Origin of the sequence: Peribacillus deserti (assembly GCF_002863585.1) — a bacterium.
Taxonomy (GTDB): Bacteria; Bacillota; Bacilli; order Bacillales; family DSM-1321; genus Paraperibacillus; species Paraperibacillus deserti_A.
Genome location: NZ_PGUY01000047.1, coordinates 21,849 through 44,952 on the forward strand (window position 1 = coordinate 21,849; position 23,104 = coordinate 44,952).

At 45.2% G+C, this 23,104-nt stretch carries 25 protein-coding genes; 21 read left to right on the forward strand and 4 right to left on the reverse strand.

What is annotated here, in order from left to right; translation table 11 throughout:
* Nucleotides 1-12 precede the first annotated feature (12 nt).
* The 3 genes from CUU66_RS15260 to CUU66_RS15270 are packed head-to-tail and all read left to right on the forward strand — an operon-like array spanning nucleotide 13 to nucleotide 1,707.
* Entirely contained in the window at nucleotides 13-1,137 is a 1,125-nt protein-coding gene (locus tag CUU66_RS15260; protein WP_101643647.1) for a DUF4097 family beta strand repeat-containing protein, read from the forward strand.
* Between the two features lie 22 nt (nucleotides 1,138-1,159).
* Nucleotides 1,160-1,357 carry a PspC domain-containing protein gene (locus tag CUU66_RS15265; RefSeq protein ID WP_101643650.1) on the forward strand — a complete coding sequence of 66 codons (198 nt, stop codon included), beginning with the start codon at nucleotides 1,160-1,162 and terminating at the stop codon, nucleotides 1,355-1,357.
* A complete protein-coding gene (locus CUU66_RS15270; protein ID WP_101643653.1) occupies nucleotides 1,354-1,707 on the forward strand; it encodes a phage holin family protein in 354 nt (117 codons plus the stop codon). The genes CUU66_RS15265 and CUU66_RS15270 overlap by 4 nt, the downstream gene beginning before the upstream one ends.
* Nucleotides 1,708-1,883: 176 nt before the next feature.
* Here CUU66_RS15270 and CUU66_RS15275 read toward each other — a convergent pair whose 3' ends face one another.
* The 3 genes from CUU66_RS15275 to nagA form a co-directional block, all read right to left on the reverse strand.
* The gene (locus CUU66_RS15275) at nucleotides 1,884-2,639 is read right to left on the reverse strand and encodes an N-acetylmuramoyl-L-alanine amidase (protein WP_101643655.1); all 756 of its coding nucleotides are present in this window, start codon (nucleotides 2,637-2,639) and stop codon (nucleotides 1,884-1,886) included.
* A 1,569-nt stretch (nucleotides 2,640-4,208) separates the two neighbouring features.
* Nucleotides 4,209-4,946, reverse strand: a complete 738-nt coding sequence (nagB, locus tag CUU66_RS15285; protein ID WP_101643777.1) for a glucosamine-6-phosphate deaminase — start codon at nucleotides 4,944-4,946, stop codon at nucleotides 4,209-4,211.
* A gap of 45 nt (nucleotides 4,947-4,991) precedes the next feature.
* Nucleotides 4,992-6,167, reverse strand: coding sequence for an N-acetylglucosamine-6-phosphate deacetylase (nagA, locus tag CUU66_RS15290; protein ID WP_101643661.1), 1,176 nt, complete (start codon nucleotides 6,165-6,167; stop codon nucleotides 4,992-4,994).
* A gap of 283 nt (nucleotides 6,168-6,450) precedes the next feature.
* On the opposite strand from nagA, the gene hprK reads away from it, so the two are divergent.
* The 5 genes from hprK to CUU66_RS15315 all read left to right on the forward strand — a co-directional run bounded on the left by hprK (nucleotide 6,451) and on the right by CUU66_RS15315 (nucleotide 10,441).
* On the forward strand, nucleotides 6,451-7,389 hold the full coding sequence (hprK, locus tag CUU66_RS15295; RefSeq protein ID WP_101643664.1) for an HPr(Ser) kinase/phosphatase: 939 nt from the start codon (nucleotides 6,451-6,453) through the stop codon (nucleotides 7,387-7,389).
* Between the two features lie 34 nt (nucleotides 7,390-7,423).
* On the forward strand, nucleotides 7,424-8,236 hold the full coding sequence (gene lgt, locus CUU66_RS15300) for a prolipoprotein diacylglyceryl transferase (protein WP_101643666.1): 813 nt from the start codon (nucleotides 7,424-7,426) through the stop codon (nucleotides 8,234-8,236).
* 87 nt (nucleotides 8,237-8,323) lie between these two features.
* Complete coding sequence (locus CUU66_RS15305) at nucleotides 8,324-9,277, forward strand: nucleoside recognition domain-containing protein (protein WP_374703004.1); 954 nt, start codon at nucleotides 8,324-8,326, stop codon at nucleotides 9,275-9,277.
* Nucleotides 9,264-9,923 (forward strand): pyrophosphatase PpaX, encoded by a 660-nt coding sequence (ppaX, locus tag CUU66_RS15310; RefSeq protein ID WP_101643668.1) that lies wholly within the window; start codon nucleotides 9,264-9,266, stop codon nucleotides 9,921-9,923. The genes CUU66_RS15305 and ppaX overlap by 14 nt, the downstream gene beginning before the upstream one ends.
* Entirely contained in the window at nucleotides 9,920-10,441 is a 522-nt protein-coding gene (locus CUU66_RS15315) for an acyltransferase (RefSeq protein WP_101643670.1), read from the forward strand. Before ppaX ends, CUU66_RS15315 begins: the two co-directional genes overlap by 4 nt.
* Before the next feature lie 83 nt (nucleotides 10,442-10,524).
* Here the strand turns inward: CUU66_RS15315 and CUU66_RS24265 are convergent, their stop codons facing one another.
* Entirely contained in the window at nucleotides 10,525-10,662 is a 138-nt protein-coding gene (locus CUU66_RS24265) for a hypothetical protein (RefSeq protein ID WP_180955303.1), read from the reverse strand.
* Between the two features lie 306 nt (nucleotides 10,663-10,968).
* Between CUU66_RS24265 and CUU66_RS15320 the strand changes: the two genes are divergently transcribed.
* The 13 genes from CUU66_RS15320 (at nucleotide 10,969) to CUU66_RS15380 (ending at nucleotide 23,078) form a co-directional block, all read left to right on the forward strand.
* On the forward strand, nucleotides 10,969-12,147 hold the full coding sequence (locus CUU66_RS15320) for an ATP phosphoribosyltransferase regulatory subunit (protein WP_308302509.1): 1,179 nt from the start codon (nucleotides 10,969-10,971) through the stop codon (nucleotides 12,145-12,147).
* Nucleotides 12,144-12,773, forward strand: coding sequence for an ATP phosphoribosyltransferase (gene hisG, locus CUU66_RS15325; protein WP_101643676.1), 630 nt, complete (start codon nucleotides 12,144-12,146; stop codon nucleotides 12,771-12,773). The genes CUU66_RS15320 and hisG overlap by 4 nt, the downstream gene beginning before the upstream one ends.
* Nucleotides 12,774-12,970: 197 nt before the next feature.
* On the forward strand, nucleotides 12,971-14,239 hold the full coding sequence (gene hisD / locus CUU66_RS15330; protein WP_101643782.1) for a histidinol dehydrogenase: 1,269 nt from the start codon (nucleotides 12,971-12,973) through the stop codon (nucleotides 14,237-14,239).
* Between the two features lie 112 nt (nucleotides 14,240-14,351).
* Nucleotides 14,352-14,939 (forward strand): imidazoleglycerol-phosphate dehydratase HisB, encoded by a 588-nt coding sequence (hisB, locus tag CUU66_RS15335; protein ID WP_101643679.1) that lies wholly within the window; start codon nucleotides 14,352-14,354, stop codon nucleotides 14,937-14,939.
* Complete coding sequence (hisH, locus tag CUU66_RS15340; RefSeq protein WP_101643681.1) at nucleotides 14,940-15,572, forward strand: imidazole glycerol phosphate synthase subunit HisH; 633 nt, start codon at nucleotides 14,940-14,942, stop codon at nucleotides 15,570-15,572. It abuts the gene before it with no gap.
* Complete coding sequence (hisA, locus tag CUU66_RS15345; RefSeq protein ID WP_101643683.1) at nucleotides 15,569-16,303, forward strand: 1-(5-phosphoribosyl)-5-[(5-phosphoribosylamino)methylideneamino]imidazole-4-carboxamide isomerase; 735 nt, start codon at nucleotides 15,569-15,571, stop codon at nucleotides 16,301-16,303. Before hisH ends, hisA begins: the two co-directional genes overlap by 4 nt.
* Nucleotides 16,300-17,058 (forward strand): imidazole glycerol phosphate synthase subunit HisF, encoded by a 759-nt coding sequence (gene hisF / locus CUU66_RS15350; RefSeq protein WP_101643685.1) that lies wholly within the window; start codon nucleotides 16,300-16,302, stop codon nucleotides 17,056-17,058. The genes hisA and hisF overlap by 4 nt, the downstream gene beginning before the upstream one ends.
* Entirely contained in the window at nucleotides 17,055-17,702 is a 648-nt protein-coding gene (gene hisIE / locus CUU66_RS15355; RefSeq protein ID WP_101643686.1) for a bifunctional phosphoribosyl-AMP cyclohydrolase/phosphoribosyl-ATP diphosphatase HisIE, read from the forward strand. Before hisF ends, hisIE begins: the two co-directional genes overlap by 4 nt.
* Before the next feature lie 83 nt (nucleotides 17,703-17,785).
* Entirely contained in the window at nucleotides 17,786-19,294 is a 1,509-nt protein-coding gene (locus CUU66_RS15360) for a tetratricopeptide repeat protein (RefSeq protein ID WP_101643689.1), read from the forward strand.
* Nucleotides 19,295-19,428: 134 nt separating this feature from the next.
* On the forward strand, nucleotides 19,429-20,388 hold the full coding sequence (gene trxB / locus CUU66_RS15365; protein ID WP_101643691.1) for a thioredoxin-disulfide reductase: 960 nt from the start codon (nucleotides 19,429-19,431) through the stop codon (nucleotides 20,386-20,388).
* 326 nt (nucleotides 20,389-20,714) lie between these two features.
* Complete coding sequence (locus CUU66_RS15370) at nucleotides 20,715-21,173, forward strand: NUDIX hydrolase (RefSeq protein WP_101643693.1); 459 nt, start codon at nucleotides 20,715-20,717, stop codon at nucleotides 21,171-21,173.
* Between the two features lie 29 nt (nucleotides 21,174-21,202).
* The gene (gene rapZ / locus CUU66_RS15375) at nucleotides 21,203-22,102 is read left to right on the forward strand and encodes an RNase adapter RapZ (RefSeq protein WP_101643694.1); all 900 of its coding nucleotides are present in this window, start codon (nucleotides 21,203-21,205) and stop codon (nucleotides 22,100-22,102) included.
* Nucleotides 22,092-23,078, forward strand: coding sequence for a gluconeogenesis factor YvcK family protein (locus tag CUU66_RS15380; RefSeq protein ID WP_101643696.1), 987 nt, complete (start codon nucleotides 22,092-22,094; stop codon nucleotides 23,076-23,078). The genes rapZ and CUU66_RS15380 overlap by 11 nt, the downstream gene beginning before the upstream one ends.
* Nucleotides 23,079-23,104: the final 26 nt, after the last annotated feature.

Genomic DNA, 23,104 nt, shown 5'->3' on the forward strand with positions numbered 1-23,104 from the left:
GGAGGGATCTCGGTGAAGGAAGAAAGAATACGTATCCTTGAAATGATTGAACAAGGGAAACTGACTGCTGCGGAAGCTCTTACATTATTAGAACAGCTTGAAAAAGCAGATGCACAGGTGGCGGCCAAGCAGAAAGATATGATTAATGAGCTTTCTCCAGCGGCTTCATCCCATCAGTCAGCCGGAAAGCCATTGAAAGAGGAGACATTCAACCAAAAGGTACTGGTGGCAAAGGATAAGCTCTTTGATTTTGTGGATACAGCCTTATCAAAAATTAAAGATGTGGATTTGGACTTGAATTTTGGTACGTTTAGAGAGATAGAGCATATCTTCCAGATTCCGGATCCTGACTTTACTGAGATCATCACCGATGTATCGAACGGCACAATCGAATTAATCCCCTGGGCCAGCCAGGAAGTCCGGGCCGAGTGCAAAGTAAAGGTATACCGGGTGAAGGATGATTTAGAAGCAGTACGTGAATTTATGAAAGAAACGATTTTTCAAGTGGAGAGTGGGGTCTTTCATTTCAGCAATGGGCAGAAGTGGATGAAAGTTGCAGCAAAGGTCTTCGTACCTGACCGGAATTATAAAAAGATCAAAATCAGGATGTTTAATGGTTCTGCCCTGGGAGAAAAGCTGCAGGTACAAAAAATAAATGCGAAAACCGCCAATGGAAAAATCATATTAGCTGAGTTAAGGGGAAAAGAAGCTGAATTTGAAACAGCAAATGGGCATATTACGCTGGAGAGATCACATTTCCAATCCGTGGAGGCAGAAACGATTAACGGACCCATCACGGTAAGCGGATCTTACGAACGAGCGGATGTACATTCCTTCAATGGTCATATTGAGTGCAGAATAGATAATAAAGAATGTGAAAGCATCCGGGCAAAAGCGGTGACAGGCAGTATAGATCTTTTTCTTCCCGCTGGTGCCGCGATTGATGGGGATCTGAAAACAAACCTGGGAGGCTTTAACATAAATCTCGGAGGAATAGATGTAGTCGAGGAAAAAAGTGATGTCGGCAAAAAAAGCCTGCGTTTCAAAGCGGACCATCAATCTCAGAAGAAAATTTTGGTGTCGGGAGAAACTATGTCCGGATCTATTTCTGTAAACAGGGATGTCTTGGAGGCATAGTGTTTGAAAGGGGTATAAACAGTTGAGAAAAAAATTAATAAGATCGAAAACCAACCGGAAAGTAGGAGGGGTGCTTGGAGGATTAGCGCAGTCCTTCGGGATCAACACTACTCTTCTGCGGTTAGTTTTCATTATAGCCCTTATCTCCACAGGGTTTACACTGGCTTTCGTATATTTAATTTTCATGTTCATTCTCCCAAATGAGGGGGATCAGTTTTGAAATGGCTGCTTAAGCTGGTTCTTAATGCCATCATATTTATCCTGCTGGCAAATTATCTGCATGGCATTTACCTATCAGGGTTGGGGGCTGCCTTAGGAGCGAGTCTGCTTTTATCACTGCTGAATATGATTGTCCGTCCAATCTTGATATTGCTTACTCTACCGGTTACAATCCTCACCCTGGGGCTGTTCATCCTTGTCATTAATGCTGTAACATTGATGCTGACCGATGGCCTTATGGGAGAAGCTTTTGAGATTGCGGGCTTTGGCACTGCAGTAGTTGCTGCGCTGGTAATGGCCCTTTTGAATATTATCATCAATAGCCTGCTGAAAGAAGAGAAACGAAAGTAAAGGAATGGCGCTGGCATTACTGTCAGCGCTATTTTTTGTTTCTAAATAAGACAAGGAAAAGAGGTGCATATCGTGCGGCTGTCCTAGGGTTCCGAATAATTCGGAATATAACCTCTCTGCAAAAGATCACAAAAAATCCCGGAAGAAAGATTTTCCGGGATAAGTTTAAGAAAGCGCTAAAGAATAGAAGCGTCGAATCCTGCTTTTTTTAATTGTTTAACGAGTTCTTCTGCATTTTTCCTGTCACTAAAGGCTCCGACCTGGACCTTATGAAGATCTTCCGAAGGCTTCGAAGGGGGAGTTGCTGGTTCAGCTGGAGCAGGCATGGCAGGAGCTGGTTTTGCCGCAGGGGGTTTAGCAGGAGCTGGTTTTGGTTTGGCCTTCAGGCCGTATTGCTGGGCTAAGGCCTTAACGATTGCCTCTGCACAGGCCTTTCTGTAATAATCTGAACGAAGCAATTTGATGTCCCTTCGGCTGGTCATAAAGCCGCATTCGATTAAGATGGCGGTCATGCTGCTTTCCCGGAGTACGTGGAAATCAGCTGTTTTAACTCCCCGGTCCTTCACACCGGTTTTGTTGATCAGGCTGGCTTGTACTTTTTTTGCCAATGCAAGGGATTCTTTAGGCTTTGAGGTGTGAATATATGTTTCAATACCTTCTGCATCCACCCAAGCTGTTCCATTTCCGGCTGCATTTGCATGTATGGATACATATACATCAACGCCCAGTGAATTTGCAAAATCGGTACGCTGTTTAAGCGGCACATCATTTTTATCAGAATGGGCAAAATAGACGGTTACATTCTGATAGGTCAGAAGACTTTCTTTGGCATAACTGGCGACAGCACGGTTAAATTCGTATTCTTTAAAACCATCAGGGCTTCGTTTGCCGGGTGTGTTATAGCCATGCCCGGCATCGAGCATGAATTTCATATGCAAAACTCCCATCTTTAGGAATGACTTGTCCATTATTAATATATGAAGTTTTGTCGAAAAAGGAGTCAGTTTACAGAAAAAAGGATTAAGATATCCCTGGCTTGGGGAGAACGTTGCCTGGTTCCTTAGGAACGTGAATCTGCCATACTAGGGAAACCGTTTCAAATATAGAGTTACGTAATGATTCTAGGCTCTTTTCTAAAAGATTGTTGTTTTTTACTAAGTTTGTGAATCTATTCTATTGTTAAACAGTTGATTGGATGTAAGGTGCGAGACTCCTTGATCCAGCTCAAGGCTTTAGACCCTCGAGTCATAAGCCAATCCGTCTATGGGGAGAAAAGCACTCCCCACAGCCGGCTCGTCTTATGCTTGGCTGACGCACGATGCACATGATGTGCGAGCCAGGCGGGGCCACAGGACGTGGCCGTTCAAGCGTGGTAAGTGCGACTAAGCTTCTGTCTTCACTGTCGTTCGCCAATCAGCAAGTCTTCTTTATCGGGTCTCTGCCTGCCAAATTGTTTAGAATTTTATATCAATTGGGATTATCACTGAGCGTTTAATATTTATATGTTGGGCAGGCACCGCTTTCCGCTTTTCTGTGCGGGAGTAGCGGGTATTGTCCAGCTCCGGACTGACACCGCGGGTCTAGCCAATCGCCATTAAAAGGCAAAATCGGCCTTTTACTGCCGCTAGTCTTATGCCGGGCTAACGCACGATGCACAGGATGTGCGAGCCAGGCGGGGCCACAGGACGTGGCCATTCAAGCGTGGTAAGGGCGACTAAGCTTCTGTCTTCGCTGTCGCTTGCCAATCAGCAAGTCTTCTTTATCAGGTTCTGCTTTTCTTTTAGCGTCTTGCCTCTAATTAAAAAGATCATCATTCTGCTTTTGGATGGATCTTTTCTTGAAAAGACCGTCCTCCGCTTTTCGATCAGGTGAGACCCCACAGGCGAAGCCGAGGAGGCTCAAGCAGCCCGCCCCTAAGGTCCGCGAGCATCCTCACGTTCCAATCAACCCCCTTGTACAATAACAATCAAAGTTTACGAAAACAGCCTTATACTAAAAGCTTGTAGTAAAAGTTTATTCCATGCCTGTTGAACCCTCACGCCTGTATACAGGGAGAGAATTGCGGTCCATTTTTATTGAAAAACCGCTATTTGGGGGGAGATGAACTACACTTTGGTTCCCTTTTTTATCACTTTAGTTCCTGGCTCCTGGAAATATGCGTTTTGGAGGAGGTTTTCCTCCAAAAGAAAAGGAAGCAGTTTAATTCCTCATGGCTTATGCTTAACTCTAAGGGAAATATGCTTATCTTCGGCAGGTTTATGCTTACTTTTATAGGTTTTATGCTTATGTTTTCAACGTTTATGCTGATCTCTCTTCCTCCAATGCTTAAGTATAGTGCTTTATGCTTATCCAGCTGCCTTTATGCTTTTCTTTTGAGGAATATGCTGATTCGCCCAGCGTAAATCTTCTGTGTATTGGCAGGGCTCGTTTTAAAGCAGCACAGCAAGAAGGCTGCCGAGACGTTCTCGACAGCCTGGGTATTTCTAACATTAGAATCCAGTTTAAACTATGTTACCAGTAAGCTGCAGGGCATCCTGGTCAGCGATAAGGGTAACGTTGTGGTGAGTCTTTAAAGCGGAAGCGGGGAATTGTTCGCTTACGGAATCTTCAAAAAGCTGTTTAATGGCTTCTGCCTTGGATGCTCCGGAAGCAAGAAGCAGGATCTCCTTGCTTTTTAAAATACTGGCGATTCCCATCGTGATTGCTTCCCTTGGAACACTGTCAATGCTGTCGAAAAACCTGGAATTGGCTTCTCTAGTGCTTTGGTCGAGCTGTACGACATGTACGGTCGATTCAAACGACGTTCCCGGTTCATTAAATCCGATGTGCCCGTTGCGGCCAATACCTAAAACCTGTAAGTCTACACCGCCCAGTCCTTCAATCAGTTTGTCATATCGCTGGCATTCTTCTTCCAGGCTGCCAGCTTTCCCATTCGGAATATGGGTATTTTGTTCTGCTATATCAATATGGCTGAAAAACATGTCACGCATAAAACTTGCGTAGCTGTTGTGGCTGCTTGGTTCCAGACCAACATATTCATCCAGATTCACCGTACGTACATCTTGATAGCTGGTGCCATTTTGGCGGTGATCCTGTATTAACTCCCGATAAAGTCCAACAGGTGTGCTTCCTGTGGCAAGTCCCAGGACGGCAGAGGGTTTTTCTTTTACTAGATTCATTACTTTATTAGCTGCAATGCGGCTCATTTCCTCAAAGCTTTCTGCTTTTATGACGTGAATATTCAATGTTTTTCACCTCTTATTTATATTGTAAGACCGTAACATTCATTTTAGAGCATATCCGGAAACGCCGCGGCAGTAAGTTGCGGCAATTTGGATATCTGGATTTAGGAGGACCAGGTCAGCATCTTTCCCTCTTGCAATGCTTCCTTTCCGATCAAACACACCTAACTGTTTCGCTGGATTTTCAGAAGCAAGGCGGATCACATCCTTTAGTTCCAAATCCGTAAATTCCATCATATTCTTTACACTGTCAAACATTTTTAAAATGCTTCCGGCGAGTGTTCCATCTTCAAGCAGTGCCTGTCCGTTCTCTACGGTAACTTCCTGACCGCCAAGATCGTAGGTGCCAGCGCGCATGCATTTCGCGCGCATAGCATCGGTTATCAATATTATACCCTCACTTCCCTTGGCATTAACGGCAAGCTGAATCATTTCCGGCCGTACATGATGCCCATCAGCAATGACTTCAGCTTTTAGATCCTTCATTAATAGGGCTGCGCCGGCAACTCCTGGCTCGCGATGATGAAGTCCACGCATGCCGTTGAATAAATGAGTTACCTGCCGTGCCCCAGCCTTAACTGCAGCTTCCATCTGTTCATAAGATGCATCGGTATGTCCCATAGAGGCGACGACCCCTGTTTCATGTAAATAGGAAATAAAGGGCAGTCCCTCCGGCTGCTCGGGGGCTACCGTCACAAGCCTGATGCTATCACCGGACGCTGCCTGCCACTTTTTGAACAGCTCTATATCGGGGGCGATAATGTGCTTTTCTGGCTGTGCCCCTTTTTTGGAAGGATTGATAAAGGGTCCCTCCAGGTGGATGCCTAAAACTTCCGCTTCACCAGGCTGGGATTTTTCCATACGGTATTTGCCAGCATTGATGACCGCCGCTTCTATCTCTTTCACTCCCTGAGTGATAGTCGTAGCGAGGAAACTTGTTGTTCCTTCAGCTGGCAGGACTGAAGCGATCGTATGTATGGCTTCCGGTGTACCGTCCATCGTATCTGCCCCGGCCGCTCCGTGAATATGTATGTCTATAAAACCTGGGATAAGCTTCGAACCGGTCTCTGCTTCAACAACCGTAATCCCATCTGTACGGATGTGAGAGGGATCTTGCCCAGCTTCTGCAATTTTTCCGTCTTCAATCAGCACGTAGCCTTTGTGTAAAACTCCTTCTTCAAGATAAATATCGGCATTAGTTATGAGAATTGAGTTCATTCATCGTACCTCCTGCGGCAATCGCTGCCGTTTAATTCCTTTCTTATTGTACCTTAAAAAGGATTCTAGGGTACTTTTCAGATTACCTTCCTTCAAATTGTGAAAATGAACCTGTCAGTATTCCTATATTCAGAAAGCTGTACCTTTGGCTGACAGCCATAAATGGTCATTTGGTTTTCTTTATACGAAATAGGTTTTCAGCGAAAAAAATGCTACAATATAAAAAATAAATGGCAATAAAAATATGATACATCTTAAAGTGTCTCCAGAAGGAGGAAATTATTTGGCAAAGGTACGAACTAAAGATATTATTGAAAAATTTAACCTTGAGTTGATAAGCGGTGAAGAGGGAATTAACCGGCCGATTGTAACAAGTGATTTATCAAGGCCGGGATTAGAAATGGCCGGCTTTTTCGATTATTATCCAGCAGAAAGGGTGCAGCTCCTCGGCATGACGGAGATGGAGTTTTACGACAAGCTGAGCATGCCCGAGCAGAGGCAGAGAATGTCTTCCTTATGCAGTGATTTGACTCCCTGTATCATTGTCACTAGAGGCCAGGAAATCCCTGAATATCTGATCGAGGCTTCAGAACGTGAATCGGTTCCAGTTCTGCGTGCTTCATCCAAAACGACACGGCTTTTTAGCAGGCTGACCAATTACCTGGAATTTAAACTTGCCCCTACAACTGCAGTTCATGGAGTGCTGATCGATATTTACGGTGTAGGTGTTTTAATAACTGGCAAAAGCGGTGTGGGTAAAAGTGAAACAGCGCTTGAACTAGTGAAACGGGGACATCGTCTTGTGGCAGATGACTGTGTAGAAATCCGGCAGGAGGATGAGGAAACACTAGTTGGCAACTCGCCCGAGCTTCTTCAGAATTTATTGGAAATCAGAGGACTTGGCATCATCAATGTAATGACATTATTTGGTGCAGGCGCTGTCCGGAATTACAAGAGAATATCGCTTGTGATTAACCTGGAGCTATGGGAAAAAACGAAGCAGTATGACCGGCTGGGTTTAGATGAAGAAAAGATTAGAATCCTTGATACCGATCTTACTAAGCTGATCGTGCCGGTTCGTCCGGGACGGAATCTAGCGGTCATCATCGAGGTGGCGGCCATGAACTTCCGTTTAAAGCGCATGGGTTATAATGCTGCTCAGCAGTTTACGAGCAAGCTGGCCGACGTCATCATGGAAAGTGATCACCACGACGAAGTATAAAGAATAGTAATGATAGATAGAGAGGGAAATGTGAATGGAGAATTCAATTGAGCCGATCAGCAAGATCGCTTTTGAGCTTGGTCCGCTTTCAGTCCATTGGTATGGAATCATTATCGGGACTGGAGTTCTTTTAGGCCTGCTCCTGGCGATGAGAGAATCTGAAAGGCGGGGGCTTTCTAAGGATACCTTCCTGGATTTGATCTTATTTGCTGTGCCGGCTGCCATCATTTGTGCGAGGATTTATTATGTATTGTTTGAATGGGAGTATTATTCCAAGAATCCCGGCTCGATCATTAAGGTTTGGGAAGGAGGGATAGCCATTCATGGAGCCCTTATCGGATCTGTGCTGACCGCGTATATTTTTACAAAAATAAAGAAGATTTCATTCTGGAAAGTGGCTGATATAGCAGCGCCTAGCATCATCCTTGGCCAGGCGATCGGCAGATGGGGAAACTTCATCAACCAGGAGGCGCATGGCGGGGAAGTGAGCCGAAGCTATTTAGAAGGCCTGCATCTTCCGGATTTCATCGTAAACCAGATGTACATAAACGGCGCTTACTATCACCCGACCTTCTTATATGAATCACTATGGAATTTAGCCGGGTTTATTCTGCTGCTGTTCTTAAGAAGAGTCAACCTCCGTCGAGGAGAGCTTTTCTTGACATATGTGATCTGGTATTCTATCGGCCGCTTTTTTATTGAAGGATTAAGAACAGATAGTCTAATGCTTACAGATTACCTGCGCATTGCACAGGTATTGTCACTGTCACTAATTGTCATAGCGCTGGCTGTAATCATTTACCGCCGGGTGAGCGGCCAGGCAGTTAAACACTATAAGGATGCATAAAAAATGGCCGGATCTCGCGGATCTATAAAAAGAGGGCAGGGGATAAAGGTTTTTTGAACCGGCTATGACTTACAGGGGGGAAGAGTGTTGTTTCTTGGTATGTTTAAAAGGGGACTGCTGGCTGGCTTAAAGACGACGTGGACACTTGGGAAAGTGATATTTCCTGTCACCTTACTTGTTTCGATTCTTCAATACACTCCAGTGCTTGACTGGATCGTTAAAGGGATCTCGCCCTTCATGAAGGTGCTGGGACTGCCGGGTGAAGCTTCCATTCCGCTCGTTTTGGGAAATTTCCTGAACCTTTATGCAGCGATAGGGGGCATATTATCACTCGATTTAACGGTAAAAGAAGTATTCATTCTAGCTGTTATGCTTTCATTCTGCCACAATCTCTTGATCGAGACAGGTGTAGCCCTCAAAGTAGGGGTTAAGCTATGGATCATCCTGTCTGTCAGGATTGGCTTGGCGCTGGCCTCGGCCATTATGATCAATCTGTTCTGGCATGGAGGCGGCGAGCTTGCGCAATACGGGTCGCTGAAATCAAGGGGCGGCGATGTTTCCGGTGCTCTGCCCATTCTGATGAATGGTATGGAGACGGCCTTGATGGGTATTTTAAAGCTGGCAATCATCGTGATACCATTAATGGTTATCATTCAAATTTTAAAAGAACTGAAGTGGCTTGAAAAGGTGTCTGAGGCACTGGGCCCGATGATGAAGGTTCTTGGGATGAATAAGAACGCCTCCATGACGATGGCCACCGGGCTTATCCTCGGCCTGGCTTATGGGGCAGGAGTTATGATACAGGCTGTGCAGGAAGACGGCGTCAGCAAAAGGGATGCCACTCTCGCCTTTATTTTTCTGGTTGCCTGCCATGCTTTTGTGGAGGATACGGTCATATTCATTCCACTCGGAATTCCTGTGTGGCCCCTTTTCCTAATCAGGGTGATTACGGCCTTTATTTTGACAATGCTTGTATCATACCTATGGAAGAGATCGGAAATGGTCAAATTAAGAAAGGAAGCATCTTATGAGCACATCTAATATCACCACAATCTTATTTGATTTAGACGGAACATTGATTAATACAAATGATTTAATTATTGCTTCCTTTGTAAATACGCTGAATCTTTACTTTCCTGATAAATATAAAGAGGAGGATGTTCTCCCGTTCATGGGACCTCCGCTTTACGAATCGTTTTACAGTGTGGATCAGGAATTGGCACATGAGATGGTAGCAAAATACCGGGAATTTAATCTAGCTAACCATGACCAGCTTGTGAAGGAATTCGAAGGTGTGTATGAAACGGTAGAGGCCCTTCATCATGCCGGCTATAAAATGGCAATTGTTTCAACAAAGCTTCATGATACCGTTTTAAGGGGGCTGAAGGTAGGGCGCCTTGACCGGTTCTTTGATGTGATCATTGGCCTTGATGATGTGGAACGGGCAAAACCGGATCCTGAACCGTTACAGAAGGCTCTTAAAATATTGGATTCAACGCCGCAGGAAGCAATCATGGTGGGAGATAACCACCATGATATTCTTGGCGGGAAAAACGCAGGGACGAAAACAGCTGGTGTTTCTTGGACGGCTAAAGGGAGAAACTATCTCGATCAATTCGAACCGGATTATATTCTTGAGCATATGAGCGAGCTGCTGGCTATTGTGGGGGCAGCGGAGAGCGAATGAGGCGGACTACCCGATATCCTGTAGAGGGAGCGAATTCCCTCTGGCATGTGTATAAGACGGTGCCATTTTGGAAAGTAGTAAAGAACTTCCTGGTCATCCAGGCCGCCAGATATACACCTTTTCTAACGGTGAAAAATTGGCTGTATCGCACATTCTTAAGGATGGATATAGGCGAGCAGACGTCTTTTGCCCTGATGGTGATGCTGGATGTGATGTTTCCTGAGAAGATTTCTGTCGGCCGTAATTCCGTAATCGGCTATAATACGACCATTCTGGCGCATGAGTATCTGATAAAGGAATACAGGCTGGGTGAAGTGGTCATAGGAGACGAAGTGATGGTTGGCGCAAATACGACCATTTTGCCGGGCGTAACAATCGGAGACGGTGCAATCGTTTCAGCAGGCACATTAGTGCATAAGGATGTTCCTCCAGGTGCGTTTGCAGGCGGGAATCCCATGCAGATCATCTATACAAAAGAGCAGCTCCGGGAACGGATGGATCTGGAAGCATCAGAGTAATCAAAAAGGACTTGACGGCAGGCGGTGCCGCAAGTCCTTTTTTGCTGTTTCGATGATTTTAATGCCGCAGACGGTTTGAGGCCTCATTTGATCAGTTCAGTCAAATCCCCTTCCAGGCGCTCCATAATTTCCTGAAGCGTAATACCCCCCTGGGCTGTCGAAGTTTCATAAGCATTCTTTAAAATATCAAAAAAAAGCTCCTGTTTCTGCTCTGTACTCATAACCAAGTCTCCATATAATCGTATTTTTCTAACCACATATCATCTGTTCCTTCAAATTAAGTCCATGAATAAACTCTACATTGTTTAAGACGTTATTACCCAGGGAAGGTTACACTTAAACATGGGGACTGTCCCCCATTTCCCGAATATTTCCCAAGGGGGTTCTTTTTTCTTGACGATTAGGGACAGCAGAAGTAAAATACTTGTAACTTTAATTTATTAGTACATTAGCAAACTAAAGGATTTTGAAAATTTTAAAACTCCTTATGAGGAATCATTTTATAGAGGATGTGTGTTGAGTTGCCTATGCCGTTTATGTTCGAGAAACCGCTCGGAATGAGGGATTCTCTTCCGTTATTATATGAACGAAAAAAGAACCTGCGCTTGGCCGTTTCCGGCGAATTTGAAGCCTGGGGCTATCAGTTTATCGAAACACCTGCACTGGAATACTACGAAACCATTGGTGAAGCTTCCTCCATCCAAAATCAGCAGATGTTCAAGCTTCTTGACCAGCAGGGTGATACCGTCGTTTTAAGGCCGGATATGACTGCTCCCATTGCAAGGGTGGCCGCTTCAAAGCTATTAAAGCAGCAGGTTCCAGTCAGGCTTGCCTATTCAGCTAATGTCTACCGTGCACAGCAGAAGGAAGGCGGGAGAGCTGCAGAGTTTGAACAAATCGGTATAGAAACCATTGGGGACGGAACGATCAGTGCTGACTCTGAAATCATCAGTTTATTAATTTCTTCTCTTAAAAAAGCAGGATTTACAAAATTTCAGATTTCTATCGGTCATATTGGATTTATCCAGCAGCTGATGCTCGATATTTTAGGCAGGGAAGACCGCGTGAGCCAGCTTTCAAATTATTTAATTGAACGGAATTATGTAGGCTACAGAGACCATATCAACTCTCTTGCGCTAGCAAATATAGATAAACAAAGATTAATTGATATCCTAGATTTAAAAGGTACAGAAAATATTTTAGAAAAAGCTGGAGCACTTCTTGAACATAACCGGGGTGCCGAAAAGCTGAATGAATTGGCCCAGCTCATGCAGCAGTTAAAAGAGTATGGAGCAGAGCAGTATGTAAGCCTTGATTTAACCTTGATGAATACGATCAGCTATTATTCCGGAATCGTGTTTGAAGTATATGCAGAAGGTGTTAATTTTCCAGTAGGGAATGGCGGCCGTTATAATTCCCTATTGAAAAAGTTCGGCAGAGATACACCTGCGACTGGTTTTGCCCTCCGGGTCGATCGTCTGATCGAAGCAATGGGGACGCTTAAAGATCAAGCAGAAATAGAATGTGTCATTTTCACACCTGAAAGGAAGCAGGATGCCTTGAAGCTGGTGAATGAGCGGAGGGCAGGCGGAAGCAGGATCGCTATGCAGGATCTTAACGGAATAGGGGATCTGGATTCGTTCACAAAAAACTATTCAGAGGTACATTATTTCATTGGAGCTCCCGGAAAGGATGAAACGCCATGAACGAAATGCTGACTATGGCCATGCCGAAGGGGAGGATTTTTGAAGAGGCACTGGAATTATTAAGGCAGGCTGGTTATTCACTTCCTCAGGAATTTGAAGATTCCAGAAAACTGATTATAGATTTAGAAGACGAAAAGCTGAGGTTCATGCTGGCAAAGCCAATGGATGTTGCGACCTATGTAGAGCAGGGGGTTGCCGATATTGGGATTGCAGGTAAGGATGTTCTCCTTGAAGAGGAACCGGACGTATATGAGCTGCTTGACCTCCATATCAGCCATTGTTATTTGGCGGTAGCAGGAGTTCTGGGTTCGGCCATTAATGAGGCTGCACCAAAAATTGCGACGAAATATCCGAATGTTGCATCCCACTATTTCAGGGAGCAGGGTGAGCAGGTGGAAATCATTAAGCTTAACGGTTCCATTGAACTTGCTCCGTTAATCGGACTGGCTGAAAGAATTGTGGATATTGTTTCTACAGGGCAGACCTTAAAAGAGAATGGACTGGTTGAGTTTGAAAGAATTGCCGAGGTCACTTCAAGGCTGATTGCAAATCGGGCAAGCTATCGTTTAAAGGAACAGCGTATTTCGGAAATGGTGGAGAGATTATCTAAAATAATTAATAAGTAACTATGTGAAGGTCCATGGTTGAAAGTGAATGGAACGCACATGCGAGGCTCCTTTGGAACAAGACAGGGAGACCCAGGTAACACCGGAGGAGCTCCCCGAACGGCCGCGGAATGCAGGGCGTTATGCTTCAATCATCAGACCACTTTAACAGGACTAATAAAAATAAACGCAATTTTAAAAAAGGATGCGGGAAACTCATGAAGATTGAACGGTTGACTAAAGGGCTGTCGCTGAAACGTTCCGTTGAAAATGGGACTCAGGAACAGAGGGACGCAGTCATTGGAATTATCAGCAGTGTACGCAAAAAAGGAGATTCTGCCCTTCATGAATGGACAAGGAAGTTTGACGGCGCAGAACTGTCTGAGCTGCAGGTTTCCTCTCTTGAAATAGACGAGGCGGCAGACTCTATATCAAGTGAGATGGCTGATGTTATAAAGGAAGCGGCGGAAAATATCCGTTCCTTTCATACTAAGCAGCTGAGGAATTCGTGGATGACCACAGATGGAACTGGCACTCTTCTTGGACAGAAGGTGACCCCGCTTGATTCCGTAGGTGTGTACGTGCCAGGAGGAAAAGCGGCTTATCCATCATCTGTATTAATGAATGTGATTCCAGCCCGTACAGCAGGTGTGAAACGCATTGTGATGGTAACTCCACCCGATCGGGATGGCAAGCTGCCTGCCGGCGTTCTGGCTGCTGCAAAAATAGCAGGAGTGGATGAAATATATAAAGTGGGCGGTGCACAGGCTGTCGCTGCGCTGGCGTATGGCACTGAAACGATATCACCCGTTGATAAAATTGTGGGACCGGGGAATATTTATGTGGCCCTTGCCAAGCGTGAAGTGTTTGGGGATGTGGACATCGATATGATCGCTGGTCCGAGCGAAATTGCTATCCTGGCTGATGAGACGGCTATTGCCTCTGAAGTGGCGGCAGATTTACTGTCACAGGCCGAGCATGATGAGCGGGCGAGCAGTGTGCTTATCACTACGTCCGCGGAGCTTGCGGAAGGGGTTTCGAAGGAAGTAGAGAAACAGCTCTCTGCTTTGCCAAAGGAGCCTATAGCCAGAAGTTCAATTAAGGATTTCGGGCGGATTTATGTGGCAGAAACGATGGAGGCGGCCGTTGAAGCGGTGAATGACATTGCGCCAGAGCATCTTGAGGTAATGACGGAAAACCCGATTGAGCTGCTGGGACAGATCCGGCATGCAGGAGCGATTTTCCTCGGAAGATACAGCTCGGAACCCGTAGGCGATTACTTTGCGGGTCCTAACCACGTACTTCCCACTAACGGAACAGCGAGATTCTCAAGCCCCCTTAATGTGGAAGACTTTCAAAAGAAATCGAGCGTAATCATGTACAGCAAACAGGCCTTTGGCCAAAACGCTGCCAAAATAGCCGCATTTGCAAGACTTGAAGGATTAGAAGCCCACGCGAGGGCGATTGAATCGAGACTTGGAGAATAAGCTTGGGAAATGGGGGACTGTCCCCCAAAAAAACAGGCAGAAATGCAGGGATATAGGGACTTTCTTCGTTTGGGAAATAGGGGACTGTCCCCACAATATAGGAGGGGTTTTGATGGAGCGGGTTGCAAGAATCGAGAGGAAGACGAATGAGACGGATATTAAGCTCGAGTTTGGTATTGATGGTGAGGGTCTTGCTTCATTAGAGACGGGGGTTCCGTTTCTCACGCATATGCTGGATTTGTTTACGAAGCACGGGCAGTTTAATTTGATTGTGGATGCTAAAGGAGATATTGAGGTCGATGATCATCATACATCTGAAGATATCGCAATCTGCCTGGGCCAGGCGCTCACGCAGGCGCTCGGTGACAAGCGCGGAATTAAGCGGTACGGCAATGCATTTGTACCAATGGATGAAGCATTGGCACAGGTTGTGGTCGATTTAAGCAACCGCCCTCATCTTGAATTCAGGGCAGAATTTCCTTCACAGAAGGTAGGCACGTTCGATACGGAGCTTGTTCATGAATTTTTATGGAAGCTGGCCCTCGAAACGCGGATGAACCTGCACGTCATTGTTCACTATGGACAAAATACGCACCACATTATTGAAGCGATCTTTAAGGCACTGGCCCGTGCGCTGGACGAGGCTACAACCATAGACCCAAGAGTTAAAGGAGTGCCTTCCACGAAAGGGATGTTATAAATGATCGGCATCGTAGATTATGGCATGGGAAATCTGTTTAGCGTCAGCAAAGCTCTTGAGCGGCTGGGCGCTGACTATTTCCTGTCATCTGACCCTGAAAAATTGGCAGAGGCTAAGGCGATCCTGCTTCCTGGTGTAGGAGCGTTCAAGGATGCAATGGACCAATTAAATGCTCTAGGACTTACACCCTTCTTAAAGGATTATGCTCTAAGCGGCCGGCCGCTGCTGGGCATCTGCTTAGGGATGCAGCTGTTATTTGAGAACAGCGATGAATACGGTTTTGCTGAAGGCCTTTCTTTACTGCCAGGCACCATCAGACATTTCCCTGGTGTTGATGCAGACGGAAATACCTATAAAGTCCCGCACATGGGCTGGAATAAACTCAAGTACCAAGTTCCTTCGCCGCTGTTGAACGGCATTGAAGAAAGCCATGTGTATTTTGTCCATTCTTATTTGGCAAAAACCGATAGTGAAATGATCAATGCAAGTGCAGTTTATGGAGAAGAAGTTCCGGCCATCGTGTCTAGGAACAATGTGATGGGCATGCAGTTCCACCCAGAGAAAAGCGGGGAAACAGGAATGGCGCTGCTCCGAAATTTTATTAACCTGTCAGAAAGCAAGGTGACCTTATGAGTTCATTCATGATCTATCCGGCTATTGATATCCGGGGCGGAAAATGTGTAAGACTTCTTCAGGGGGATTATGAGAAGGAAACCATCTACGGCGATTCTCCGTCCGAAATGGCAAAAAGCTTCGCAGAGCAGGGGACTTCCTGGATTCATATGGTTGACCTGGACGGAGCGAAAGCCGGGAGTCCGGTGAATGATGCTTCCGTCATTCAAGCTGCACGTGAATTAGGAGTAAACATCCAGGTCGGCGGCGGCATCAGGACGGAAAAGGATATTCTTCATTACCTTAATAGCGGGGTTACGCGTGTGATTTTAGGCAGCATAGCGGTGTCTGATAAGGATTTTACAAAGGATATGCTGAAAAAGTATGGACGATCCATAGCCATCGGCATCGATGCTAAAAATGGCATGGCAGCCACACATGGCTGGCTGCAGACGTCAGAGGTAAAAGCTGTTGAGCTTGGTAAAGCGCTGGCTGATGCAGGCGCGGAGACGTTTATATTTACTGATATTGAAACAGATGGCATGCTTTCAGGCCCCAATGTGGACGCTGTTGCAGGGATGGCCAGAGAGACAGGAAAGAGTGTCATTGCTTCAGGCGGTGTCAGCAGCCTGGGGGATATCAAAGGCCTTTCTAGACTAGCCTCAAGCGGGGTGTCGGGTGCCATTGTCGGTAAAGCCTTATATACAGGGGTATTTACAGTGCGTGAGGCGCTTAAAGAGGTGCAGCAATGATAACCAAACGGATTATTCCCTGTCTGGATGTAAAAGAAGGAAGAGTGGTAAAAGGAATTCAATTCTTAAGCCTTAGGGATGCCGGAGACCCGGTGGAGCTTGCTGCCTTTTACGACCGTGAAGGTGCGGATGAGCTAGTCTTTTTAGATATTTCGGCCTCACATGAAGGCAGAAAAACGATGGTTGAAGTCGTGAAAAGTGTGGCGGCATCTCTTGCCATTCCTTTTACGGTAGGCGGCGGCATCAACTCTCTTGAAGATATGAAGCGGATCCTTCGTGCCGGTGCTGATAAAGTTTCGCTCAATACAGCAGCGGTGGTGAATCCAGGCTTAATTTCAGAGGGTGCTAGATTCTTTGGCACGCAGTGTATCGTCGTTGCCATTGATGCAAAGTATGATGAGGAAGCAGGAACCTGGGTTGTATATACGCATGGCGGCAGAACGAAGACAGAGAAGACAGCCGTAGCCTGGGCGCAGGAAGCCGTTACATTGGGTGCAGGCGAAATTCTGCTTACAAGCATGGATAGCGATGGAGAGAAACAGGGATTCAATCTTGAGCTCACCTCCGCTGTCAGCAAAGCCGTGAGCGTTCCTGTTATTGCTTCAGGCGGCGCCGGCAATGCGGAACATTTTTATGAAGCTTTCACACGCGGCAAGGCAGATGCCGCACTTGCAGCTTCTATTCTCCATTACAAAGAAACGTCTGTAACAGAAGTGAAGAATTTTTTACTAAGCCGGGGAGTGAACATACGATGAATGTACAGGATTTAAAATTTGATGAAAAAGGCTTGCTGCCGGCTATTGTCCAGGATATGAATACGAAAGAGGTTTTAACCCTTGCCTATATGAATGAGGAATCTCTTAAGCGGTCTATGGAAACAGGGGAAACCTGGTTCTTCAGCCGTTCGAGAAATGAACTGTGGCATAAGGGAGAAACAAGCGGAAACACTCAGAACATTAAAGAAATAAAATATGATTGTGATCAGGATGCATTAGTAGTCCTGGTTGTACCAAAAGGCCCTGCCTGCCATACTGGATCTGTCAGCTGCTTCACTGAAAGTGTCTATCAATCAGAGGAGCCTGCAGGAGGTTCTGCTGGAAGTTCCTCGCCTGCGGATTTCCTGCTCGAGCTGGAAGAGTTAATTGCAGAGAGAGAAAGACTGCGTCCGGAAGGATCCTATTCAACGTACCTGTTTGAAAAGGGAGTTGACAAGATTCTTAAAAAAGTAGGAGAAGAATCGGCTGAGGTCATCATTGCAGCCAAAAATAGAGACGCAGAAGAATTGAAGTGGGAAACTGCCGATCTCTTCTATCACGTACTCATTCTGCTGCGGGAACAAAACCTGCCATTCACTGAAGTTCTTAACGTACTCAAACAAAGACATCGGGATGGGAAATAATTGGGAAATGGGGACTGTCCCCATTTCCCATTTTTGTGGTATAATGCTTTAGTTAATTAATGTTTTGTTAATGGAGGACTTCCATGTCTAAGGATTCAAAAGCTATACAGCAGGCACAAATTTTTTCATTTCATCCTACAGGCGAGTATTACTTTGCCAAGGGATTAAAATATTTTCACCGCCGGGATTTACATAAGGCGAAAAAGTATATGGAACGAGCGTACGAGCTGGAGGCCGGCGAGCCAATGATTGCATGCCAGCTCGCTATTGTTTGTACAGAGCTTGGTGAATATGAGCATTCAAATGAGCTTCTCCAGACGATCTTAAGCGGCCTTGATCCCTTCATGACCGAATGCCACTACTTTTTGGCGAATAATTATGCCCATTTGGGGATGTTTAAAGAAGCATATAAACACGTAAACGATTACCTGGATAAAGAAGAAGACGGAGAATTCAGTGATGATGCTGAAGAGCTGATCGATCTCATTGCGTTCGAGATGGATGAGACAGGGGAGTCGCTAGAATACCTGGATCAGCAGGACGGATTGATCTTTAAACAGGAAAAAGCCAGGGAACAGCTTGAAACAGGCAATTTTGCCAAAGCCATAGAAACCTTAAGCGAAATAGTAAAAGAATACCCAGAATTCTGGTCGGCTTATAATAACTTGGCGCTGGCCCATTTTTACCTGGGAAAAACGGATGAGGCTTTTAATGTACTGGATGAAGTACTTGAGAAAAATCCAGGGAATCTTTATGCCCTTTGCAACCAGCTTGTGTTTCATCATTATCAAAAGAATGCCGGCAAGGTTGCTGAAATTACAGCCATGCTTGAAAAAATCCGTCCGATCATGAATGAACAGCGATTTAAGCTTGGAGCCACATTCGCCATGACCGGTCAGTACGAACAGGCGTATAAATGGCTTAAGCTTCTGCAGAAAAAAGGGTTTGATCACGACGGCACTTTCTATTATTGGCTGGCGGACAGCGCCTATCACCTTGGACATACACATACTGCAGAGCAGGCGTGGAAACGGGTGCTTTCCTTCAACCCTGAAAAAGAAGGAATGGAGCCATGGAAAGAAGCTAAAGAGGTTTCCGGGTTTGAAGACCATTACCCTTCGATTATGAAACGGCTCGAGAGCGATTTGATCGAGGAAAGATTGTTTGGGATTTTCCTGACCAAGCATTCTATCCATCAGAAACGAGTCAGCAATCATGATGCCTTTACTAACAATAAAAAATTTGATGATCTTGAAAAAGAATACTCAAGGTATATCAGGTCTTCAGTAAGAAAGCATTCTGCCGGGGCCATCCATTTTGCCGATCACACAGCAGATCTGTTATTATCACATTACCGGCCGATCAAGCTTACTGAAGCAGGCGTTTTCCTGATGTGGTTCACTGTTGCTGCCGAAGCGTACAAGCGCGATATACCGCTCAAAAATGTACAGGCTCATGCGGCATCTATCGATTTCATTTGGCATAGGCTGAGAAATGAACCGATGACCCAGAAGGAAGCGGCTGAGAAATATGGGGTTTCAACTGCGACACTTAGAAAATACATTCAATCAGTGAATGATTTGCTCGTTTAACCTGCTCGGTTTTTTTCGGTTTGAGCAAATATTTGGACTGAATTATATAACTTATATACGATAGTGTTTAGGAAATACTAGGATTATCTTTGCATACATTGCGGTGGATGCCTATCATATAAGGGGTGTGCAATATGACTGATGAAAAAATTTATGATGTGATTATAATCGGGGCAGGTCCTGCGGGAATGACTGCGGCCGTATATACCTCCCGTGCAAATTTATCTACGTTGATGATCGAACGCGGCGTGCCGGGCGGACAGATGGCGAATACAGAGGAAGTTGAAAACTATCCGGGTTTTGAAACCATTCTCGGGCCTGAGCTCTCTACAAAAATGTTCGACCATGCCAAAAAGTTTGGTGCAGAATATGCGTATGGTGACGTCAAAAGCGTTATTGACGGACAGGAATATAAAACGGTTAAGGTAAGCAATAAAGAATATAAAGCGAGAAGCATCATCATTTCTTCAGGTGCCGAATACAAGAAAATCGGCGTTCCTGGCGAGAAGGAATTAGGCGGCCGCGGTGTATCCTATTGTGCGGTTTGTGACGGCGCCTTTTTCCGGAATAAAGAACTTTTCGTCATTGGCGGCGGAGACTCAGCAGTGGAGGAAGGCGTTTATTTAACGCGGTTCGCTTCAAAAGTAACGATCGTTCACCGCAGAGATGAACTTCGTGCTCAGAAAATCCTTCAGCAGCGTGCTTTTGACAACGAAAAGGTGGATTTCATCTGGAATCACACGATCAAAGAAATTAAAGACAAGGACGGAAGTGGAAAAGTCGGAAGTGTAACCCTTGTTTCTACTGTAAATGGTGAGGAGAAGGAGCTTCCGGCTGATGGTGTATTTATTTACATCGGCATGCTTCCGCTATCCAAGCCTTTCGAAGACCTGGGAATTACGAATGTGAACGGGTACATCGAAACGAATGACCGGATGGAAACAAAGGTTCCAGGCATTTTTGCAGCTGGAGACATCCGTGAAAAATCTCTCCGCCAAATCGTAACGGCTACCGGCGACGGCAGTATTGCTGCACAGAGTGCCCAGCATTTTGTTGAAGAATTGATGGAGAGCATGAAAGCGGCAAAACAGTAAAAACTTAAATTGGCAAAATTTACATTTCGTCATGTTGTTTTAATTCTGCTGTAACACGAATGAAATATAAAATGGGTATCATTAAAATAGAAATTGACCCCCTTTTATACAAATTTATTTTGTAGAAGCACAGGCAGATGCCTGTGCTAATTTTTTTGGGCAGAGAACCTGCGGGTGGCTATAAGTGGATAAAAATACATTCTATGTTCATTGTAGCGTCATTTTAAAAATAGTATAATGGAATGAATATCATTTTTTGTAAATGCCAGCTATCTACTATTGGAATAGCTATATATAAATGTTGTTGATGATGAGGTGACGAAATCGTGCAGCGTGTAACAAACTGTGTATTGGTTAACGATAATCAAGCATTACTGCTTAAGAAGCCTCGCCGTGGATGGTTTGTGGCCCCTGGCGGCAAAATGGAGCCGGGAGAGTCCATCCGGGATGCCTGTATCCGGGAATATAGGGAAGAAACAGGAATTTATCTGCGCAACCCTTCCATTAAGGGGATTTTTACATTTATCATGAAAGAAGGAGACAAAGTATTATCCGAATGGATGATGTTTACCTTTTATGCCACAGAGTTTGACGGTGTTAATGTAGAGGAGTGCGAAGAAGGGGAGCTTTCCTGGCAGCCTCTTGATATGATCAGTAAATTGCCGATGGCAGCCGGTGACCATCATATTCTTGATTACATGGTACACGGCTCGGGCATTATTTATGGAACATTTACGTACACTCCGGATTTTGAATTGATTGCCTATCGGCTGGATCCCAGCTGATTGGCGGTCTCTAGAGAGAGGGGAAGCATATGAGTACAGGTTCTGTTAACGATATTCAGCTTGTTATTATTACAGGGATGTCAGGTGCCGGAAAAACAGTGGCCATTCAAAGCTTTGAGGACTTAGGCTTCTTTTGTGTGGATAATCTGCCGCCAACCCTGCTTCCTAAGTTCTTGGAACTGATGAAGGAATCAGGCAGCAAAATGAATAAAGTGGCTCTGGGCATGGACTTGCGTGGAAGAGAGTTTTTTGAACATTTATTCCGTGCGCTGGATGAGATGAGTGAAAGATCTTGGATCACACCGCAGATATTATTCCTTGATGCTGATGATTCTGTGCTTGTGAGACGATATAAAGAAACTAGAAGGACCCATCCTTTAGCGCCAGTAGGCCTGCCGCTCGAAGGGATTCAATTAGAGCGGGGCATGCTTGAAGAGCTCAAAGGAAGGGCCAGATTCATATACAATACTTCAGATTTAAAGCCGCGGGAGCTTCGGGAAAAGATCCTCAGTGAATTTTCAACGAATAATAAAAGCACGTTCATGGTGAATGTTATGTCATTCGGCTTTAAGCATGGGATCCCGATTGACGCAGACTTAGTCTTCGATGTCCGCTTTCTGCCAAATCCTCACTATATCGATGCCATGAGGCCTAAAACGGGGCTTGATGAGGATGTTAATGAGTACGTGCTCAAATGGAGCGAAACACAGAAGTTTCTAGAGAAAGTGACAGATTTACTGACCTTTATGCTTCCTCATTATAAAAGGGAAGGCAAAGCCCAGCTTATAATAGCAATCGGCTGTACCGGAGGCCAGCATAGATCGGTTGCCCTTGCCGAATATATCGGCCATTTCTTTAAAAAGGATTATTTTACACAGATCACTCACCGGGATATTGAAAAAAGGAAGGGTCAAACCGATGCAAAATAATCCCACACTGCCTAAGATTGTCGTTATCGGCGGGGGAACAGGATTGCCTGTATTAATACGAGGGCTTAAAAAATATCCGATAGATATCACTGCAATTGTAACGGTGGCAGATGACGGAGGGAGTTCGGGACGCCTGCGGGACGATATGCATATACCGCCCCCGGGAGATGTGAGGAATGTTCTTGCTGCCTTATCAGATGTCGAACCTTTGGTGGAGCAGATGTTCCAGCACCGCTTCAGCCATTCGGTGGAGTTAACCGGTCATTCTCTCGGAAATTTGATCATTGCTGCGATGACATCCATAACCGGGGATTTTGTCCATGCGATACAAGAAATGAGCAAGGTACTAAATGTACGCGGCAAAGTCATCCCTGCGGCAAATCAGAGTGTTGTTCTGCACGCCGAAATGGAAGATGGCTCGATCGTTACAGGTGAGTCCAAAATTCCACAGCAAGGTAAAAGGATTAAAAGGGTTTTTCTAACGCCTGATCATATTCAACCGCTTTCAGAAGCCTTGGAAGAAATAAAAAATGCAAATTTAATCGTTATCGGGCCTGGAAGCCTGTATACCAGCATCCTTCCAAATCTGCTTGTTCCTGATTTAGGCAGGGCAGTCTGCCGTTCAAAGGCAAAGAAAGTTTATATATGCAATCTGATGACTCAGGCGGGAGAGACGTTGAATTTTACCGCAAGCGACCATGTGGAAGCTATATACCAGCATATGCAATGCTCGTTCATTGATGCTATTCTTGTCAATAATGAAGAAATTCCGCAGGATGCCAAACTCAAGTACAAAGAAGAGTATGCTAAACCGGTTATTTATGATTTTGACCGCCTGAGCCAGTTCGGAGTTGAAGTGCTGCAGGAGCCGATTGTAAGCTATGACGGGAATGTAGTCCGCCATGATACAAAAAAGGTAGCAGAAATTTTATATAATTTATTATTAAGTGAACACAAACTGGCAAGTCATCCGTAGAAAAGGATGGACAGCATTCAAGACAG

Excerpts from the sequence above, each read along its gene's own strand:
- hisH (WP_101643681.1), top strand. The coding sequence starts at position 14,940 with ATGATCGGCATCGTAGATTATGGCATGGGAAATCTGTTTAGCGTCAGC.
- trxB (WP_101643691.1), top strand. The coding sequence starts at position 19,429 with ATGACTGATGAAAAAATTTATGATGTGATTATAATCGGGGCAGGTCCT.
- hisIE (WP_101643686.1), top strand. The coding sequence starts at position 17,055 with ATGAATGTACAGGATTTAAAATTTGATGAAAAAGGCTTGCTGCCGGCT.
- rapZ (WP_101643694.1), top strand. The coding sequence starts at position 21,203 with ATGAGTACAGGTTCTGTTAACGATATTCAGCTTGTTATTATTACAGGG.
- CUU66_RS15275 (WP_101643655.1), bottom strand. The coding sequence starts at position 2,639 with ATGAAATTCATGCTCGATGCCGGGCATGGCTATAACACACCCGGCAAA.
- CUU66_RS15380 (WP_101643696.1), top strand. The coding sequence starts at position 22,092 with ATGCAAAATAATCCCACACTGCCTAAGATTGTCGTTATCGGCGGGGGA.
- nagA (WP_101643661.1), bottom strand. The coding sequence starts at position 6,167 with ATGAACTCAATTCTCATAACTAATGCCGATATTTATCTTGAAGAAGGA.
- CUU66_RS15315 (WP_101643670.1), top strand. The coding sequence starts at position 9,920 with ATGAGGCGGACTACCCGATATCCTGTAGAGGGAGCGAATTCCCTCTGG.
- ppaX (WP_101643668.1), top strand. The coding sequence starts at position 9,264 with ATGAGCACATCTAATATCACCACAATCTTATTTGATTTAGACGGAACA.
- hisD (WP_101643782.1), top strand. The coding sequence starts at position 12,971 with ATGAAGATTGAACGGTTGACTAAAGGGCTGTCGCTGAAACGTTCCGTT.
- CUU66_RS15320 (WP_308302509.1), top strand. The coding sequence starts at position 10,969 with ATGCCGTTTATGTTCGAGAAACCGCTCGGAATGAGGGATTCTCTTCCG.
- hisG (WP_101643676.1), top strand. The coding sequence starts at position 12,144 with ATGAACGAAATGCTGACTATGGCCATGCCGAAGGGGAGGATTTTTGAA.
- hisB (WP_101643679.1), top strand. The coding sequence starts at position 14,352 with ATGGAGCGGGTTGCAAGAATCGAGAGGAAGACGAATGAGACGGATATT.
- hisF (WP_101643685.1), top strand. The coding sequence starts at position 16,300 with ATGATAACCAAACGGATTATTCCCTGTCTGGATGTAAAAGAAGGAAGA.
- lgt (WP_101643666.1), top strand. The coding sequence starts at position 7,424 with ATGGAGAATTCAATTGAGCCGATCAGCAAGATCGCTTTTGAGCTTGGT.
- hisA (WP_101643683.1), top strand. The coding sequence starts at position 15,569 with ATGAGTTCATTCATGATCTATCCGGCTATTGATATCCGGGGCGGAAAA.
- CUU66_RS15360 (WP_101643689.1), top strand. The coding sequence starts at position 17,786 with ATGTCTAAGGATTCAAAAGCTATACAGCAGGCACAAATTTTTTCATTT.
- CUU66_RS24265 (WP_180955303.1), bottom strand. The coding sequence starts at position 10,662 with ATGAGTACAGAGCAGAAACAGGAGCTTTTTTTTGATATTTTAAAGAAT.